At 70.6% G+C, this 13,085-nt stretch carries 15 protein-coding genes; 7 read left to right on the top strand and 8 right to left on the bottom strand.

Features of this window, described 5'->3' with window-relative positions; translation table 11 throughout:
- Positions 1 to 14 precede the first annotated feature (14 nt).
- Positions 15 to 1,832, top strand: coding sequence for a Stk1 family PASTA domain-containing Ser/Thr kinase (gene pknB / locus ACGFIS_RS21480; protein ID WP_392972245.1), 1,818 nt, complete (start codon positions 15 to 17; stop codon positions 1,830 to 1,832).
- Positions 1,833 to 2,043: 211 nt separating this feature from the next.
- On the opposite strand, the gene ACGFIS_RS21475 is transcribed toward pknB, so the two are convergent.
- From ACGFIS_RS21475 to ACGFIS_RS21460, 4 genes are read right to left on the bottom strand one after another with little or no spacing between them, the layout of a single operon-like run.
- Positions 2,044 to 2,607 carry an anthranilate synthase component II gene (locus ACGFIS_RS21475; RefSeq protein WP_392972243.1) on the bottom strand — a complete coding sequence of 188 codons (564 nt, stop codon included), beginning with the start codon at positions 2,605 to 2,607 and terminating at the stop codon, positions 2,044 to 2,046.
- A gap of 18 nt (positions 2,608 to 2,625) precedes the next feature.
- Complete coding sequence (locus ACGFIS_RS21470; RefSeq protein ID WP_392903635.1) at positions 2,626 to 2,814, bottom strand: hypothetical protein; 189 nt, start codon at positions 2,812 to 2,814, stop codon at positions 2,626 to 2,628.
- A gap of 8 nt (positions 2,815 to 2,822) precedes the next feature.
- The gene (locus ACGFIS_RS21465) at positions 2,823 to 3,455 is read right to left on the bottom strand and encodes a class E sortase (RefSeq protein ID WP_392904053.1); all 633 of its coding nucleotides are present in this window, start codon (positions 3,453 to 3,455) and stop codon (positions 2,823 to 2,825) included.
- 35 nt (positions 3,456 to 3,490) lie between these two features.
- Positions 3,491 to 4,162, bottom strand: a complete 672-nt coding sequence (locus tag ACGFIS_RS21460; protein ID WP_392972241.1) for a DUF881 domain-containing protein — start codon at positions 4,160 to 4,162, stop codon at positions 3,491 to 3,493.
- A 147-nt stretch (positions 4,163 to 4,309) separates the two neighbouring features.
- Here ACGFIS_RS21460 and ACGFIS_RS21455 point away from each other — a divergent pair, with 147 nt between their 5' ends.
- Positions 4,310 to 4,567: a cell division protein CrgA gene (locus ACGFIS_RS21455; RefSeq protein WP_392903640.1), complete on the top strand. Its 258-nt coding sequence runs from the start codon at positions 4,310 to 4,312 to the stop codon at positions 4,565 to 4,567.
- Positions 4,568 to 4,678: 111 nt separating this feature from the next.
- On the opposite strand, the gene ACGFIS_RS21450 is transcribed toward ACGFIS_RS21455, so the two are convergent.
- Positions 4,679 to 5,578 carry a rhomboid family intramembrane serine protease gene (locus tag ACGFIS_RS21450; protein ID WP_392903643.1) on the bottom strand — a complete coding sequence of 300 codons (900 nt, stop codon included), beginning with the start codon at positions 5,576 to 5,578 and terminating at the stop codon, positions 4,679 to 4,681.
- Between the two features lie 75 nt (positions 5,579 to 5,653).
- Positions 5,654 to 6,178 carry a peptidylprolyl isomerase gene (locus ACGFIS_RS21445; RefSeq protein WP_392903645.1) on the bottom strand — a complete coding sequence of 175 codons (525 nt, stop codon included), beginning with the start codon at positions 6,176 to 6,178 and terminating at the stop codon, positions 5,654 to 5,656.
- 173 nt (positions 6,179 to 6,351) lie between these two features.
- On the opposite strand from ACGFIS_RS21445, the gene ACGFIS_RS21440 reads away from it, so the two are divergent.
- Entirely contained in the window at positions 6,352 to 6,825 is a 474-nt protein-coding gene (locus ACGFIS_RS21440; RefSeq protein ID WP_392903647.1) for a hypothetical protein, read from the top strand.
- A 127-nt stretch (positions 6,826 to 6,952) separates the two neighbouring features.
- Positions 6,953 to 7,780 (top strand): acyltransferase, encoded by an 828-nt coding sequence (locus ACGFIS_RS21435; RefSeq protein WP_392903650.1) that lies wholly within the window; start codon positions 6,953 to 6,955, stop codon positions 7,778 to 7,780.
- Positions 7,781 to 7,886: 106 nt separating this feature from the next.
- Here ACGFIS_RS21435 and ACGFIS_RS21430 read toward each other — a convergent pair whose 3' ends face one another.
- Positions 7,887 to 9,368: a DEAD/DEAH box helicase gene (locus tag ACGFIS_RS21430; protein ID WP_392972239.1), complete on the bottom strand. Its 1,482-nt coding sequence runs from the start codon at positions 9,366 to 9,368 to the stop codon at positions 7,887 to 7,889.
- A gap of 210 nt (positions 9,369 to 9,578) precedes the next feature.
- Entirely contained in the window at positions 9,579 to 10,055 is a 477-nt protein-coding gene (locus ACGFIS_RS21425) for a rhodanese-like domain-containing protein (protein WP_392903656.1), read from the bottom strand.
- 162 nt (positions 10,056 to 10,217) lie between these two features.
- Here ACGFIS_RS21425 and ACGFIS_RS21420 point away from each other — a divergent pair, with 162 nt between their 5' ends.
- The 3 genes from ACGFIS_RS21420 (at position 10,218) to ACGFIS_RS21410 (ending at position 13,084) form a co-directional block, all read left to right on the top strand.
- Positions 10,218 to 10,475, top strand: a complete 258-nt coding sequence (locus ACGFIS_RS21420; RefSeq protein WP_392903659.1) for a hypothetical protein — start codon at positions 10,218 to 10,220, stop codon at positions 10,473 to 10,475.
- 639 nt (positions 10,476 to 11,114) lie between these two features.
- The gene (locus tag ACGFIS_RS21415; protein ID WP_392903661.1) at positions 11,115 to 12,497 is read left to right on the top strand and encodes an iron-containing redox enzyme family protein; all 1,383 of its coding nucleotides are present in this window, start codon (positions 11,115 to 11,117) and stop codon (positions 12,495 to 12,497) included.
- A 179-nt stretch (positions 12,498 to 12,676) separates the two neighbouring features.
- Positions 12,677 to 13,084, top strand: coding sequence for a Rieske (2Fe-2S) protein (locus ACGFIS_RS21410; protein WP_392903664.1), 408 nt, complete (start codon positions 12,677 to 12,679; stop codon positions 13,082 to 13,084).
- Position 13,085: the final 1 nt, after the last annotated feature.

The raw sequence follows: 13,085 nt of genomic DNA, 5'->3' as shown, positions 1-13,085 counted from the left end.
GGGAAAGTGCACATATGAGTCAACCTCGGCTGCTCGGCGGCCGCTACGAGCTCGAAACGGTGATCGGGCGAGGCGGCATGGCCGAGGTCTACCGTGCCCGGGACCTGCGCCTCGATCGCATCGTCGCGGTCAAGACGCTACGGTCCGACCTGGCCCGTGACCCCACGTTCCAGGCCCGGTTCCGGCGCGAGGCCCAGTCGGCCGCGTCGCTGAACCACCCCTCGGTCATCGCCGTTTACGACACCGGCGAGGACATGATCGGCGACACCTCCATCCCGTACATCGTCATGGAGCACGTGGACGGGAGCACGCTGCGCGACCTGCTGCGGGAGAACCGCGCGCTGCTCCCCGACAAGGCGCTGGAGATCACCGACGGGATCCTGCGCGCGCTGGACTACAGCCACCGCGGCGGGATCGTGCACCGCGACATCAAACCGGCCAACGTGATGCTGACCCGGCAGCACGAGGTCAAGGTCATGGACTTCGGCATCGCCCGCGCCATGGCCGACACCGCCGCCACCATGACGCAGACCGCGCAGGTCATAGGCACCGCGCAGTATCTGTCGCCGGAGCAGGCGCGCGGCGAGCGGGTCGACGCCCGCAGCGACATCTACTCGACGGGCTGCGTCCTGTACGAGCTGCTGACCGGCAAACCGCCGTTCACCGGCGACTCCCCGGTCGCGATCGCCTACCAGCACGTCCGGGAGGAGCCCGTCCCGCCGTCGCAGGTGGACCCGCAGATCCCGCAGTGGGCCGACGCGATCGTGCTGAAGGCGATGGCGAAGGAAGCCGACAACCGCTACCAGAACGCGAACGAGTTCCGGCAGGAGATCCAGCGCGTCCTGCAGGGGCAGCCGGTGGCGTCCAACGCCGCGTCCACGATGATGATGGGCTCGCAGGCACAGGGCACCCAGGTCATGGGCGGATACCCGGGCGGCGCACCGCCGCGCACGCAGATGCAGCGGCCCGTCGACAACGGCTACGGCCTGCCGCCGGCCCGCTACGACGATGACGACTTCCCCGAACGCGGCGGCGCCGGCAAGAAGGCCGCCCTGTGGCTGGGCCTCGCCGTGCTGTTCATCGGCGGAGCGGCCCTCATCGGCTTCATGATGAGCGGCAACGACGGCAGCGACCAGGTCGCCATCCCCAAGAGCATCGTCAACGTCTCGCAGAGCGACGCGACGGCCCAGCTCACCAAGCTGGGCTTCAAGGTCGGCCCGCCGAAGACGGAGTACAGCGACGAGATCCGGAAGGGATTCGTCATCAGCTCGACCCCAAGGCCCGGCGCCGACGCGGCCAAGGGCGCGACGGTGTCGCTGCTGGTCTCCAAGGGCAAGAAACCGCCCACGGAGATCGAGGTCCCCGACGTGACCGGCAAACCGTACAGCACGGCGAAGAAGATCCTGGAGCAGCGCGGGTTCGAGGTCGAGAAGCGCGTCGAGAACAGCGAAAGCGTCCCGCGGCTCAGCGTGATCAGCACCGACCCGCCCGGCGGTTCGAAGGCGCCGAAGAACGCGACGGTCACCGTGGCCATCTCCAACGGCCCGAGCAACCTCAAGGTGCCGGACCTGTTCAACAACAGCCAGCGGGCCGCCTGCGGCAAGCTGGAGGACCTCGGGCTGAAGTGCAAGGTGGAGAAGGGGGTCGCGCCTCCCGACCGGCAGGTCTCGCCCGGCCTGGTCTTCAACCAGCAGCCCGGCCCCGACGCGACGGTCGCCCCCGGCGACACGGTCACGATCTTCATCGCGGAGCAGCCGCCCCCCGCGCCGACGACCCCCGGCACCCCTCCCACCCCCGGCATCCCGGGCTTCCCCGGTGGCGGTGACGGCTGATCCGACGCGTTGAAGGGCCCCGGTCCGCCTCTCCCCGAGGCGGGCCGGGGCCCTTCGCCACTTCGGACCGCACATGGGCATGCAAGAGGGCTTCCGCCACTCGGGGGCAATGGCGGAAGCCCTCATCATGGACTTCGTCCTGACGCCGCAGGACGTTACGGATTTCAACCGAAATTTTCCGCGGCGCGGCCGCCGCGGGGCCGAGGCCGGGTCACCGTGGGGCGATGCAGGTGGTCAGCCAGGTTCTCAGGAGGTGGTGGCCGCCTGCGGAGAGGATCGATTCGGGGTGGAACTGGACCCCCTCGATGGGGTGGGTCCGGTGGCGGAGGCCCATGATCACGCCTTCGGGCGTGCGGGCCGTCACGTCCAGGGGCGCGGAGACGGTGTCGGGCTGGACGGCCAGCGAGTGGTAGCGCGTCGCGGGGAACGGGTTCGGGAGGCCGTGGAAGACGCCTGCGGCGTCGTGGGTGATCTCGCTGGTGGAGCCGTGGACGATCTCCGGGGCACGGGAGACCTTCGCGCCGTACACGTGGGCGATCACCTGGTGGCCCAGGCAGACGCCGAGGAGGGGCCTCGCTCGGAGTTCGGCGTCCCGGACGAGGTCCAGGCAGATGCCCGCGTCGGCGGGGTGGCCGGGGCCAGGGCTCAGCAGGACGCCGTCGGCCGCGGCGGCGTCCCGGAGGGTGGCGTCGAGGCAGTCCATGACCGTGCACTCGGCGCCGAGTTCCAGCAGGTACTGGACGATGTTGTAGACGAAGCTGTCGTGGTTGTCCACGACGAGGACGCGCACCGGTCAGCCGGGGAGCGACGTGCCGGTCGGGGTCGGGCCCTCCACGACGCCCTGGTCGAACTGGACCTTGGGTTCCACCCACGGGAACACCAGGTACCAGAAGACGGCGGCCACGGCGATGGCGAGGCCCAGCGCCGTGGCGGTCTTGGCCGGCCACGCGCCCGGCAGTCGGCGCCAGATCCAGGCGTACACGGGACCTCCTAGGTTCCGGTGGCGGACTGCCGCACCCGGGGCACGGACGACGCCAGCTCACCGAAGATGATCATTCGTTCGGCGGCGGAGTATTTGGGATGGCAGGTGGTGAGTGTGATCAGGCGTTCGGTCGGCTCGCGCCCGGGGTGGCCCGGGACGGGTGCGGTCACCTCCACCGCCGACGGCCCCACGATCTCGCGGCCGGTGACCTTGTAGACGTACTGCCGGTCCCGGGTGTCGATGAGGATCTCGTCGCCTCGTTCGAGTTCGCCGAGCCGGTTGAAGGGGGCCGAGTAGGTGGTCCGGTGCCCGGAGATCACGAAGTTGCCGACCTGGCCCGGCAGCGCGGTGCCGGGGTAGTGGCCGGGGCCCTTGCGCAGGTCCTCGCGGTCGACGCCCTCGATCACGACGAAACCGTAGTCGTCCCCGAACTCGGGGACGCGGATCATCGCGAGGCCCTTGCCGAGCTTCACCTTCTCCGTGGTGACCTTGGACGCCTGCCACTTGCCCAGCAGTTCCTCGCTGAGGCGATCCTGCTGGCCCTGGGTGTAGCGGCCGGTGCCCCACAGCGAGTAGGTGACGAAGAGCATGACGATCAGCCCGGCGGTGATGCACAGCTCGCCCATGCCACGGATCAGCATCCGCACCGGTGCGTCCTCCTCGGGGGTCCGGCCGGCTAGTCCGGCACCGTAGCGTGCTTCATCGTCACGTTGCCCGTGAAGGGCGGCAGCGTGGCGTTCTCCACCGTCCGCACCGAGTAGCCGAGGCCGTACGCGCGGACGTACTTGCGGTAGGTCGCGATCTCGGGGGACGCACCGAGCGCCGCGCGGAGCCGTTCCGGGTCGCCGACGGCGGTGATCCGGAACGGCGGGGAGTACACGACGCCCTGGAGGATCAGCGTATTGCCCACGCAGCGGACGGCGCTCGTCGAGATCACCCGCTGGTCCATGATCTGCATCGCGCGGGCGCCGCCGGCCCACAGCGCGTTCACGACGGCCTGGACGTCGCTCTCGTGGACGACGAGGTCGTCGGGGCGGACACCCCGCGGCAGGTCACCGGATTTCGGCAGCGGCGCGTCGTCCAGGGAGACGCGGACGGCGGCGCCGCTGAGCGCGGTGAACCCGGCGCGGGCGGCGAGGCGGTCGGCTTCCGCCCGGGCCCGTTTCACGCGGGCGTCGTGACGTCCGGCCTCCCGCGAGATACGGTCGATCTCGTGGCGGAGCCGCCGGTACTCGTCGCGCTCCTGGCGGCTGCGGCGCTGCTCCGCCGCGATGAGCTCGGTGATCTCGGTGCGGCCCTGCTCGCGCAGGCTCGTGCCGCGGGCCGTGCTCGCGCTCGCCGCGAACAAGGTTCCCGCAAGGAGCGTGAGAACTGGGATGATGCTTCCCCACGCTGGACGCCGTACGCTGCTCACCAGCGACTACGCTAACCGACAAAACACCCATGCGCGGTCCGGCGCTCCGGCCGCCGGAACGCCCGAGGAGATCGACTCACCGTGGCCAAGTCGAAAACCCGCAAGAAGGCCGTCTACACGCCCCCGCAGAAGTCCAAGGCGCCCGAGGTCAGCCCCCGCTGGCTGGTGCCGACGATGGTCGGGCTCTGGCTCGTCGGCCTGATCTGGATCGCCGTCTTCTACGTGACGGCCAGCACCGGCACCGACGTGCCGTACATGTCCGACCTGCACAACTGGAACCTGGGCATCGGGTTCACCGCGATCATTCTCGGTGTGATCCTGTCGACCCGGTGGCGCTGACCGCCAGTTGTCCACAGATCGGGGCGGGTAGGCCCCGGTTTTCCCCAGGTTTTCCACAGGTGAGGGCGCGGACGCCGCGTGCCATGAGCGGCGTCCGCGCAAGGCTCACGGCTACCCCGCGGCGGGTGCCAGCTCCGCCGTCCGGACGACGACCAGCGCGGCGAGCAGGGCGAACGTGACGAGCGGAGCCGCGATGTGCAGCAGCCGCCGCCGCGCCGCCGGCGCGTACACGTAGGCGGCGGCCAGCGCCGCGCCCACGACGAGCCCGCCGACGTGCCCCTCCCAGGAGATGTTCGGCACCGAGAACGTGATCACCAGGTTGATCACCAGCAGCACCACGATCGGCCCGACCGGCCCGCCCAGCTTCCGGCCGACCACGAAGAACGCGCCGAACAGGCCGAAGATCGCGCCGGACGCGCCGACCGCCGAGGACGCCGGGTCGCCGACCAGGTACAGCAGCACCGAGCCGCCCAGCCCCGACAGCATGTACAGGGCCAGGAACCGCCACCGGCCGAGCACCTGCTCCAGCGCGGGGCCGACCGCCCACAGCGCCCACATGTTGAACAGGATGTGGGTGATGCCGAACGTCCCGCCGCGCTGGTGCAGGAACATCGTGGTGAACAGCCGGTACCACTCGCCCTCGGCGACCCCGCCGACGTCGCCGTCGGGCAGGACGCCGCGTCCGAGCATCATGAACTCCCACACGACACGCCACGACGCCAGCTCGGCGAGGTACATCGCCACGCACGCGCCGATGAGCGTGTACGAGACGACCGGCACCGCGGACGTGGAGGCCCGTGCGCCGATGGGCGTCCGGGGAACCGCCCTGCGGATGCTCCGGTTACCCTCCGCGACGCATTCCACGCACTGGTGTCCCACCGCCGCGTCCCGCATGCACTCGGGGCAGATGTAGCGGTCGCACCGCGTGCAGCGCACATACGTCTCCCGGCCCGGGTGCCGGTAGCAGGTCGGCACCGAGGTCTCGGGGGCGGGACTGGGTTCTGTGCTCATCTGGGGCTCCGTGGGCCGGTGCGGGTCGCACCCGTCGCGGGTCTCACCCGGTTTCAGGTCTCACCGTAGGAACGTCTAACGGCGCTCGATCGTCACCGACTCGATGACGACGTCCTCCTGCGGACGGTCATTGCGGCCCGTCGGGACCTTCCCGATCCGGTCGACGACGTCGGTGCCCTCGATGACCTTGCCGAAGATGGTGTGGCGGCCCGTCAGGTGCTGGGTGTGGGCGACACTGAGCGTGATGAAGAACTGGGAGCCGTTCGTCCCGGGCCCGGCGTTGGCCATCGCCAGCAGGTACGGCCGGTTGAACTTCAGGTCCGGGTGGAACTCGTCCTTGAACTGGTAGCCCGGCCCGCCGGTGCCGGTGCCCAGCGGGTCACCGCCCTGGAGCATGAACTGGTCGATGACGCGGTGGAAGACGGTGCCGTTGTAGAGCGGCGCGTCGGACTTCTGGCCGGTGCGCGGGTCGTGCCACGTCCGGTTGCCCTCCGCCAGGTCGACGAAGTTCGCCACCGTCTCGGGCGCCTGCTCCGGGTACAGCTGGATCACGATCTTGCCGAGCGACGTGTTGAGCGTCGCGAAGATTTCGTTGGCCACCCTGGCCTCCTCCTCATGGAGTTGGTCTGTACGTCTGGACTTTGGGGTCTCTCGTCATGCCCGAAAGTGGTCACCCTGCGTGATCTGGCGGTTGCGCATACAGGGTTTACCCCCCTGTCGTTGGGAAGGCTGCATGACAGGACCTCGCAAACAGGGAGGTTAGCGTGTCCCTAATGATCAGTATCCGTCGGAAGCCGCAGGAGGCAGTTCTCACGCGGTTCGGCCGCGCCCAGGAGGCCGCCCGGCAGGGCGCCGATGCGTGCCGTCAGGGTGCCTCTTCCGCGGCGGAGCGGATCAGGCCCGCCGCGGGTGAGCGCATCATGATCGTCCGTGGCTGGAGCGCACCGAGGCTCCGGCAGGCGGCCCGGTATGTGGAGACCGGGCTCGCCCCGCGGGTGAGCACGTTCCTGAGCGATGCCGCCCACCGGGTGGAACCGCCGAAATCGTCCAAGCCCGGGCGTGGCGCCTTCATGACGATGATGGGGGTGGTCGCCGCCGTCGGCGTGGCCGGTGTGGTGGCGACACGGCGCGGCGTCATCCGAGACCTGACCAAGGGTTCCGGTGAGCACGCGGAGGACGCCACTTCGGCCGACTCCATGACGGTCACCGGCGCCGATGTCGACGGTCAGGTGCACACTCCGCACTAGCGTGCACACCGGGGGCCCGGCCGGGAAACGGCCGGGCCCCCGTCATGCGCCGCGTGCACCGATTCACGTTCGGTCGATCGCGTCCCTTTATCCCCTGCGGTAGCTACCACCCGGTACGGTGAACGCCATGTCGCCGAAACGCTCGACCCGGCAGGTGCTGGCGGCCCGGGCCAGAGACCGGGCGCGCCGGGGCGTGCACACGGCCGTGCATCACGCCTGGGAGTGGATCCAGCGGCACGGCGAGATCACCCCGCGGACACCGGGCCGCCGCAAGTTCGCCTACCTGGGCGAGGGCGCGTGCATCGGCTTCCCGGTCGGCTCCATCTACGGCGAGCCGTGGATCTCCATCGGCGACCACACGCTGGTCGGCACGCACGTCACCATCTCGGCGGGCTTCGTCCCCGGCCTCGACCTCGGCCCGGACGTCATCGTCCGGATCGGCGCGAGCTGCTCCCTCGGACGCGGTACCCACATCGTCGGCCACCAGTCCATCTCCATCGGAGACGACGTCTTCACCGGCCCCAACGTCTACATCACCGACCAGAACCACGCCTACGGCGACCTGCACACCCCCATCGGGCGGCAGTGGCCGGAGAACAACCCCGTCGTCATCGGCGACGGCTGCTGGATCGGAACGGGCGCGATCATCCTCCCCGGCACCCGGCTCGGCCGCAACGTCGCCGTCGCGGGCGGCGCCGTCGTCCGCGGCGAGTTCCCCGACCACGCCGTCATCGGCGGCGTCCCCGCCAAGATCCTCCGCAGCCACGACAAGGAGAACGGTTGGCAGCCGCCGCTGCGCACCGAGCCCCTCATGTCCCTGGACGAGCTGGCCGCCCTCTCCGTGGACGGTCTCGAAGGCCTCCAGATCCTCCAGGACAGGCTGCGCGAGCAGTCCGCCGCCCGCGAGGACGACGTCCCCCGCGAAGACGACGTGTTGCACGAAGAGGCGGGCTAGCGGCCCAGAAGCGGGCTGGCGGCCCAGCAGTGCGGCGCCGTCCCCGGCACAGGCTGGAAAGGGAGGAGCCCCGCCCGGGTGGGGCGGGGCTCCGGACCACGTCGGGTCAGTTGTAGCGGGCGGGGCGGCGGTCGCCGCCGTCGCGGTAGGAGCCGCCCCGGCGGTTGGGGTGCGAGCCGCCGCCGGTGCGGGGGCCGCCGCCGCGGCGCTCGCCGCCGGAGTAGGAGCCGCGGTGCTCGCCACCCTCGCGGGGACGGCCGCCGCCGTCCTGGCGGTCGTACGAGCGCGGGGCCCGGCCGCCGCCGCCGAAGCCGCGTCCGCCGCGGCGTCCGCCCTGGCGGCCCCGGCCGCCGCCGGCGCGCTGCGGGCGCTCGGGGATGATCGGGCCCTCGATCGGGATGCCGGACGGCGGGCGGGCGCCGGTCAGCTTGACCAGCTCCGCGTCGCCGGTGGCGACCCGGGTGCGGGGCGCGTTGATGCCGGCGCGGCGCGTCATCGCGGACGTCGCGCGCACCTGGTGCGGCAGGACGAGCGTGACGACGGTGCCGCTCTCACCGGCCCGGGCCGTGCGGCCCGCGCGGTGCATGTAGTCCTTGCTGTCCGCGGGCGGGTCGACGTGCATGACGAGCGACACGTCGTCCACGTGGATGCCGCGGGCGGCGACGTCGGTGGCGACCAGCACGCTGATCGAGCCCTCGCGGAACTCGGCGAGCGTGCGGGTGCGCAGGCCCTGGCTCTTGCCGCCGTGCAGGCCCGCCGCGCGGACGCCGACCTGGACGAGCTGCTTGGCGAGCCGGTCGACGCCGTGCTTGGTGCGGGCGAACAGGATCGTCCGGCCCTCGCGGTTGGCGATCTCGGCGGTGACGGCGGCCTTCTCCTTGGGCGCGACGAGGAGGAGGTGGTGCTCCATCGTGTCGACGGACTCGTCGACCGGGCCGATGGCGTGCCTCACCGGGTCGTTCAGGTAGCGCTTGACCAGGACGTCGACGTCCTTGTCGAGGGTGGCGGAGAACAGCAGGCGCTGCCCGCCGGGCTTGGCGGCGTCGAGGATGTCGGTGACGTCGGGCAGGAAGCCCATGTCGGCCATGTGGTCGGCCTCGTCCAGCACCAGGATCTCGATGTCGGACAGGTCGCAGGCGCCCTGCCGCATCAGGTCCTTGAGACGGCCGGGGGTGGCGACCAGGATCTCGACGCCGCGGCGCAGCGCGTCGATCTGCTTGAACATCGACGTCTGGCCGATGACGGTCTTGAAGTGCAGCCCGAGGCCGCGGCCGAGCGGCTCCAGGTTGGTCTGCACCTGCTGGGCCAGCTCGCGGGTCGGCACCAGGATCAGCGCCAGGGGGCGCTTGGGGGCGGCCTTGCGGCCGGAGAGCCGGGTCAGGAGCGGCAGGCCGAACGCCAGGGTCTTGCCGGAGCCGGTCTTGCCGCGTCCGAGGACGTCGCGTCCCGCCATCACGTCGGGGATCGCGGCGACCTGGATGGGGAACGGCGCGTCGATTCCCTGACGGCTCAGGGAGTTCACCAGCGACGGCGCCAGGCCGAGCTCGGCGAAGGTGGGAACCTGCTCCTCGTCCGCGGTGGCGGGCATGGACGGGTTCTGTGCAGCGGCAGCTGAGGTCACGCATTACCTTCCGAGAGGGGGGCACGTCTCGGGAGGCACCACGGTGTGTGTGGGCTGCAAGGACGAGCCTGACGCCATGGGGCGTCGAAGAATGATTCCTAGAGTCTAACGTCGCCGTGGTGGCTTCTTATGCCCAGTCCCGGATAGAACATTCCGTGTCATTGGTTTCCCGGGGTGTCAACAGTCACAGGAGATGGTGGTCACAGGGGCGGTGAGCGGGTCGGGGGAGCGCCGGGTGACCGTCCGCGCGGCGGTCTCCACGGGGAGCCCTTCACGAGCCCAGTATTCGACTCCGCCGATCATCTCGTTCACCGGAAAGCCGAGCTCGGCGAACAGCAATGCGGCCTTCGTCGCACCATTGCAGCCGGGGCCCCAGCAGTGGACGACCACGGTCACGTCCCGGGGTATCCGCGTCGCGGCGCGTCCGGCGATCTCGGTGGTCGGGAGGTGGAGCCCGCCCGGGATATGGCCCTGGTCCCAGCTTTCGGCGCTGCGCGTGTCGACGACCACGATGCCGCCGCCGCCCGCGTTACCCGGTTCGCCTCGCTCAAGGATCTGTGCGGCCACATCGGACACGTCGGTCTCGAACGAGAGGCGGGCGGCGAAGTGGCGGACGGCTTCCTCGCTGGACGCGGCGGGGTGGGAGACGCTCATCTGTTGCTCCTTGACCAGGGGGCTTTCGCGAACGCCTCCATGCTGCGGCGATGGCGGCCCAGCCGGACAGTGGCGTGAACGACGACCATCGATAAAATTCCGCCATGTTCGTCGCTCCCCCCCGCACGCCGGCAGACGGTGTCGGTGCTCGCGTTCGACGGGATGGCACCGTTCGAACTCGGCTCGGTCGTCGAGGTGTTCGGGCTGCCGCGCCCGGAACTGGACGTCCCCTGGTACGACCTGCGGGTCTGCTCGCTGGAACGCGGCCCGATGCGCGCGGTCGGCGGCTTCACGTTGACGGCCGAGCACGGCCTCGGCGCGTTCGCGTCCGCGGACACATGGCGGCCCTGCCGCTGCTGGAGGAGGGCGTCACGCCGGTCGAGGAGGTCGGTGCGGCCGTCGGCTTCGAGAGCCCGGTGACGTTCCGGCACCATTTCGCGCGGGCGATGAAGACCTCACGTCCGGCTACCGGCGCACCTTCCGCGACCCGGGCGCGTCCGCGTAGCAACGCCCGCCCGGGGGACGCGCGGATGCCGTCCGGGGGCGTGGCGGGGGCGGACGGCCGTGCGGACCCGAATACGGTCACGAACCGGGGATGGTCCCCGGATATTCCTTGACAGGGGTGTCCACCGCACGTCAAGCGGGGTTGGCCGCCGGGCCGCGGCTGGTGCGCCCATGACGTCAGCGTCGCCCGGACGGCGGAACACCAGGTCAGCGCACCTGCCGCGAACGCGGATCGGGCCCGGACCCGGCGAGCGGGATAGGGAGAGTCCTAATTCGGCGGCGACATGACCGGTATCGGCGCGCACAAGACCTGCCAGTTCATCCTGTCAATAAAGTCATGGTTGATCATTGATCGGGCCACTGGCCTTTGTTAACGTGCCTCCGCAGCGGGAACCCCGGACGCTCACCACAAGTGAGAGTTCAAGCCCGCTGCGCAACACCCCGCCATACCCGCCATCGAACCGAAACCGTTCTCGCGTTCCTGCCGGTACAACCGGCCAGGCGCACACAACTACACCCGACCCCATGAAGTAGTCAGGTGAACGGTATAAGCAAATGACAATTCAATCTGCCGACAAGGAAGTCGGCGGCACCCTGGGAAAGCGGATTATCTCGTTCGCCCGGAACCCGCTTTTCCAAGGTGACGCCCAGGTACTGCACGCTCCCAACCCCTACCGCCGGATGCTGGTCCCGGACGCGCTCGCCGCGGCCGACTTCGACCGGCCGCCGGGCGCCGGCCAGTGGGCCGCGCACCGCTCGCTCGCCGCGCACCGGCTGCTCGGCACGTTCTACGAGGCCGACACGGTCCTGCTTCCCGACCAGGGGCTGGCCGGCCTGCACGAGGACTTCGACCTCTTCTACGGCTCCGAGCTGCGCGAACTCCGGGAGTCGTCCGTCTCGGCCCTGGAACGTTTCGCGTTCGCCTGCCTCGACGACGCCGTGGACGTCAGCGGCGCCACCACACCCGACGTGCTGGACGCCTATTTCCAGCACGTGGTCGCCGAGGCCGAGAACGGTCCATCGCCCGCGCTGGCCGCCATCGCCGGGGCCCGCGACCGGGAGAGCGCCGCCGACCTGTACCTGGTCCAGCTCGCGCTCGACGGCCTCACCGAGGCGTCCGCGATGTCGCGCAACCTCGCCGGCGCCTACGGGCCGGAGCAATCCGCCCTGTTCAAGATCTTCATCGATGAATTCGGGTACGGGGTCTACGACGCCAAGCACACCACCATCTTCGCCAAGATGCTGCGCAGCCGCGGGATGGCGACCCATGTGCACGCGTACTGGAACTTCTACCTCGCGGGTCCACTGGCGACGAACAATTACTATTACTACCTGTCCCGCGACCATGCGAAGTTCTTCCGCTATGCAGGTGCGGTGACCTATGCGGAGGCGGTTTTCGCGCCCGCCTTCGTCGAGATGGTCAAGGTGTTCCGGGATATCTTCGGAGCCGAAGTCGATCTGCATTACTGCGACGAGCACGCACATATCGACGAGCATCATGGGCGCATCACCAGGGAGCAGGTGCTGCTGGCCCTGGCCGAAAGGCACGGCCCCCGGGTCGTCCCCGAGCTGATGCGCGGCGTCGCCGAGGCCCGGCTCATCGGCGGATGGTTCGAGGACGACACCGCGGCGCAGATCCGGTGGGCGGACGACCTGCCCCGCCACCGGGAGCTCGCCGAAACGGTCCGGCTCGGGCCCACGCCGCCGCGGCGGGTCGCCCTGACGCCGGACAGCCCGTTCGGGACGCGCGGCCATGACGACGCCATGGTGCTGGAGGTCGAGCGCGGCGAGGCGGAGCTCATCACCACCCCGACCGGTCCGCCCGAGCGGCTGGCACGCGGAGATGTGGTGCTGATCCCGGCGGGCCGGCTCTACGGGGTGCGGCCGGCCGCCGCCGGAACCGCCTACCTGCTCCATACCGCGGCACCCGACGGCTGATCCAGCGCGAGGCGCCGTGCCGGAGCGGCGTCCGTTCCGTCCCTGGACACACCGGTGGGGCACGTACGGCCCTCGCCATGTGCCCCTACCCCGTACCCCCTGATCTCCCTCGCCCGCGCCGTGCCGGTGCCCCGCCCTCCGCCCGTCACCCGGCCGCGCCCGAACGACAAGAGGAGCCGATGGCCCGCGTCATCGTCATGGATCTGAGCCGCCACAACACCGTGATGGTCGGCCACGACCGCTACTTCGTCCTCCACACCGAAGGGCGGGCGCTGCTCGTCCTCGACCGCTGCCCGCACCGGGGCGGGCCGCTGAGCCTGGCCCGCCTCACCCCGGACGGGCGGCGCCTGAGCTGCCCCTGGCACGGCACCAAGGTGGGCGTATCGGCCGTGAAGCGCACCAGCCTGCCGATGGTGCGCAGCGGCGACGAGGCGGTCGTCGTCCTCCCGGACGGCGCCGAAGGCGGGGACGGCGGCGCGCCGATCTCGGTCATCCACAGGGAGATCCTCGCCAACCTGCCGCCGGACGCGCCCTGCGCGGCCGACGCGCTCGACACCGCCGGCGGCGAGGGGGCCGTGCGCCGATGAC

It is taken from the genome of Spirillospora sp. NPDC048824, assembly GCF_043198455.1.
Classification (GTDB): domain Bacteria; phylum Actinomycetota; class Actinomycetes; order Streptosporangiales; family Streptosporangiaceae; genus Spirillospora.
Note: the sequence above shows the minus strand (reverse complement) of the source record. Positions and strands in the feature narration are given on the sequence as shown.

Excerpts from the sequence above, each read along its gene's own strand:
- pknB (WP_392972245.1), top strand. The coding sequence starts at position 15 with ATGAGTCAACCTCGGCTGCTCGGCGGCCGCTACGAGCTCGAAACGGTG.
- ACGFIS_RS21465 (WP_392904053.1), bottom strand. The coding sequence starts at position 3,455 with ATGCTGATCCGTGGCATGGGCGAGCTGTGCATCACCGCCGGGCTGATC.
- ACGFIS_RS21450 (WP_392903643.1), bottom strand. The coding sequence starts at position 5,578 with ATGAGCACAGAACCCAGTCCCGCCCCCGAGACCTCGGTGCCGACCTGC.
- ACGFIS_RS21440 (WP_392903647.1), top strand. The coding sequence starts at position 6,352 with ATGATCAGTATCCGTCGGAAGCCGCAGGAGGCAGTTCTCACGCGGTTC.
- ACGFIS_RS21435 (WP_392903650.1), top strand. The coding sequence starts at position 6,953 with ATGTCGCCGAAACGCTCGACCCGGCAGGTGCTGGCGGCCCGGGCCAGA.
- ACGFIS_RS21430 (WP_392972239.1), bottom strand. The coding sequence starts at position 9,368 with ATGCCCGCCACCGCGGACGAGGAGCAGGTTCCCACCTTCGCCGAGCTC.
- ACGFIS_RS21425 (WP_392903656.1), bottom strand. The coding sequence starts at position 10,055 with ATGAGCGTCTCCCACCCCGCCGCGTCCAGCGAGGAAGCCGTCCGCCAC.
- ACGFIS_RS21420 (WP_392903659.1), top strand. The coding sequence starts at position 10,218 with ATGGCACCGTTCGAACTCGGCTCGGTCGTCGAGGTGTTCGGGCTGCCG.
- ACGFIS_RS21415 (WP_392903661.1), top strand. The coding sequence starts at position 11,115 with ATGACAATTCAATCTGCCGACAAGGAAGTCGGCGGCACCCTGGGAAAG.
- ACGFIS_RS21410 (WP_392903664.1), top strand. The coding sequence starts at position 12,677 with ATGGCCCGCGTCATCGTCATGGATCTGAGCCGCCACAACACCGTGATG.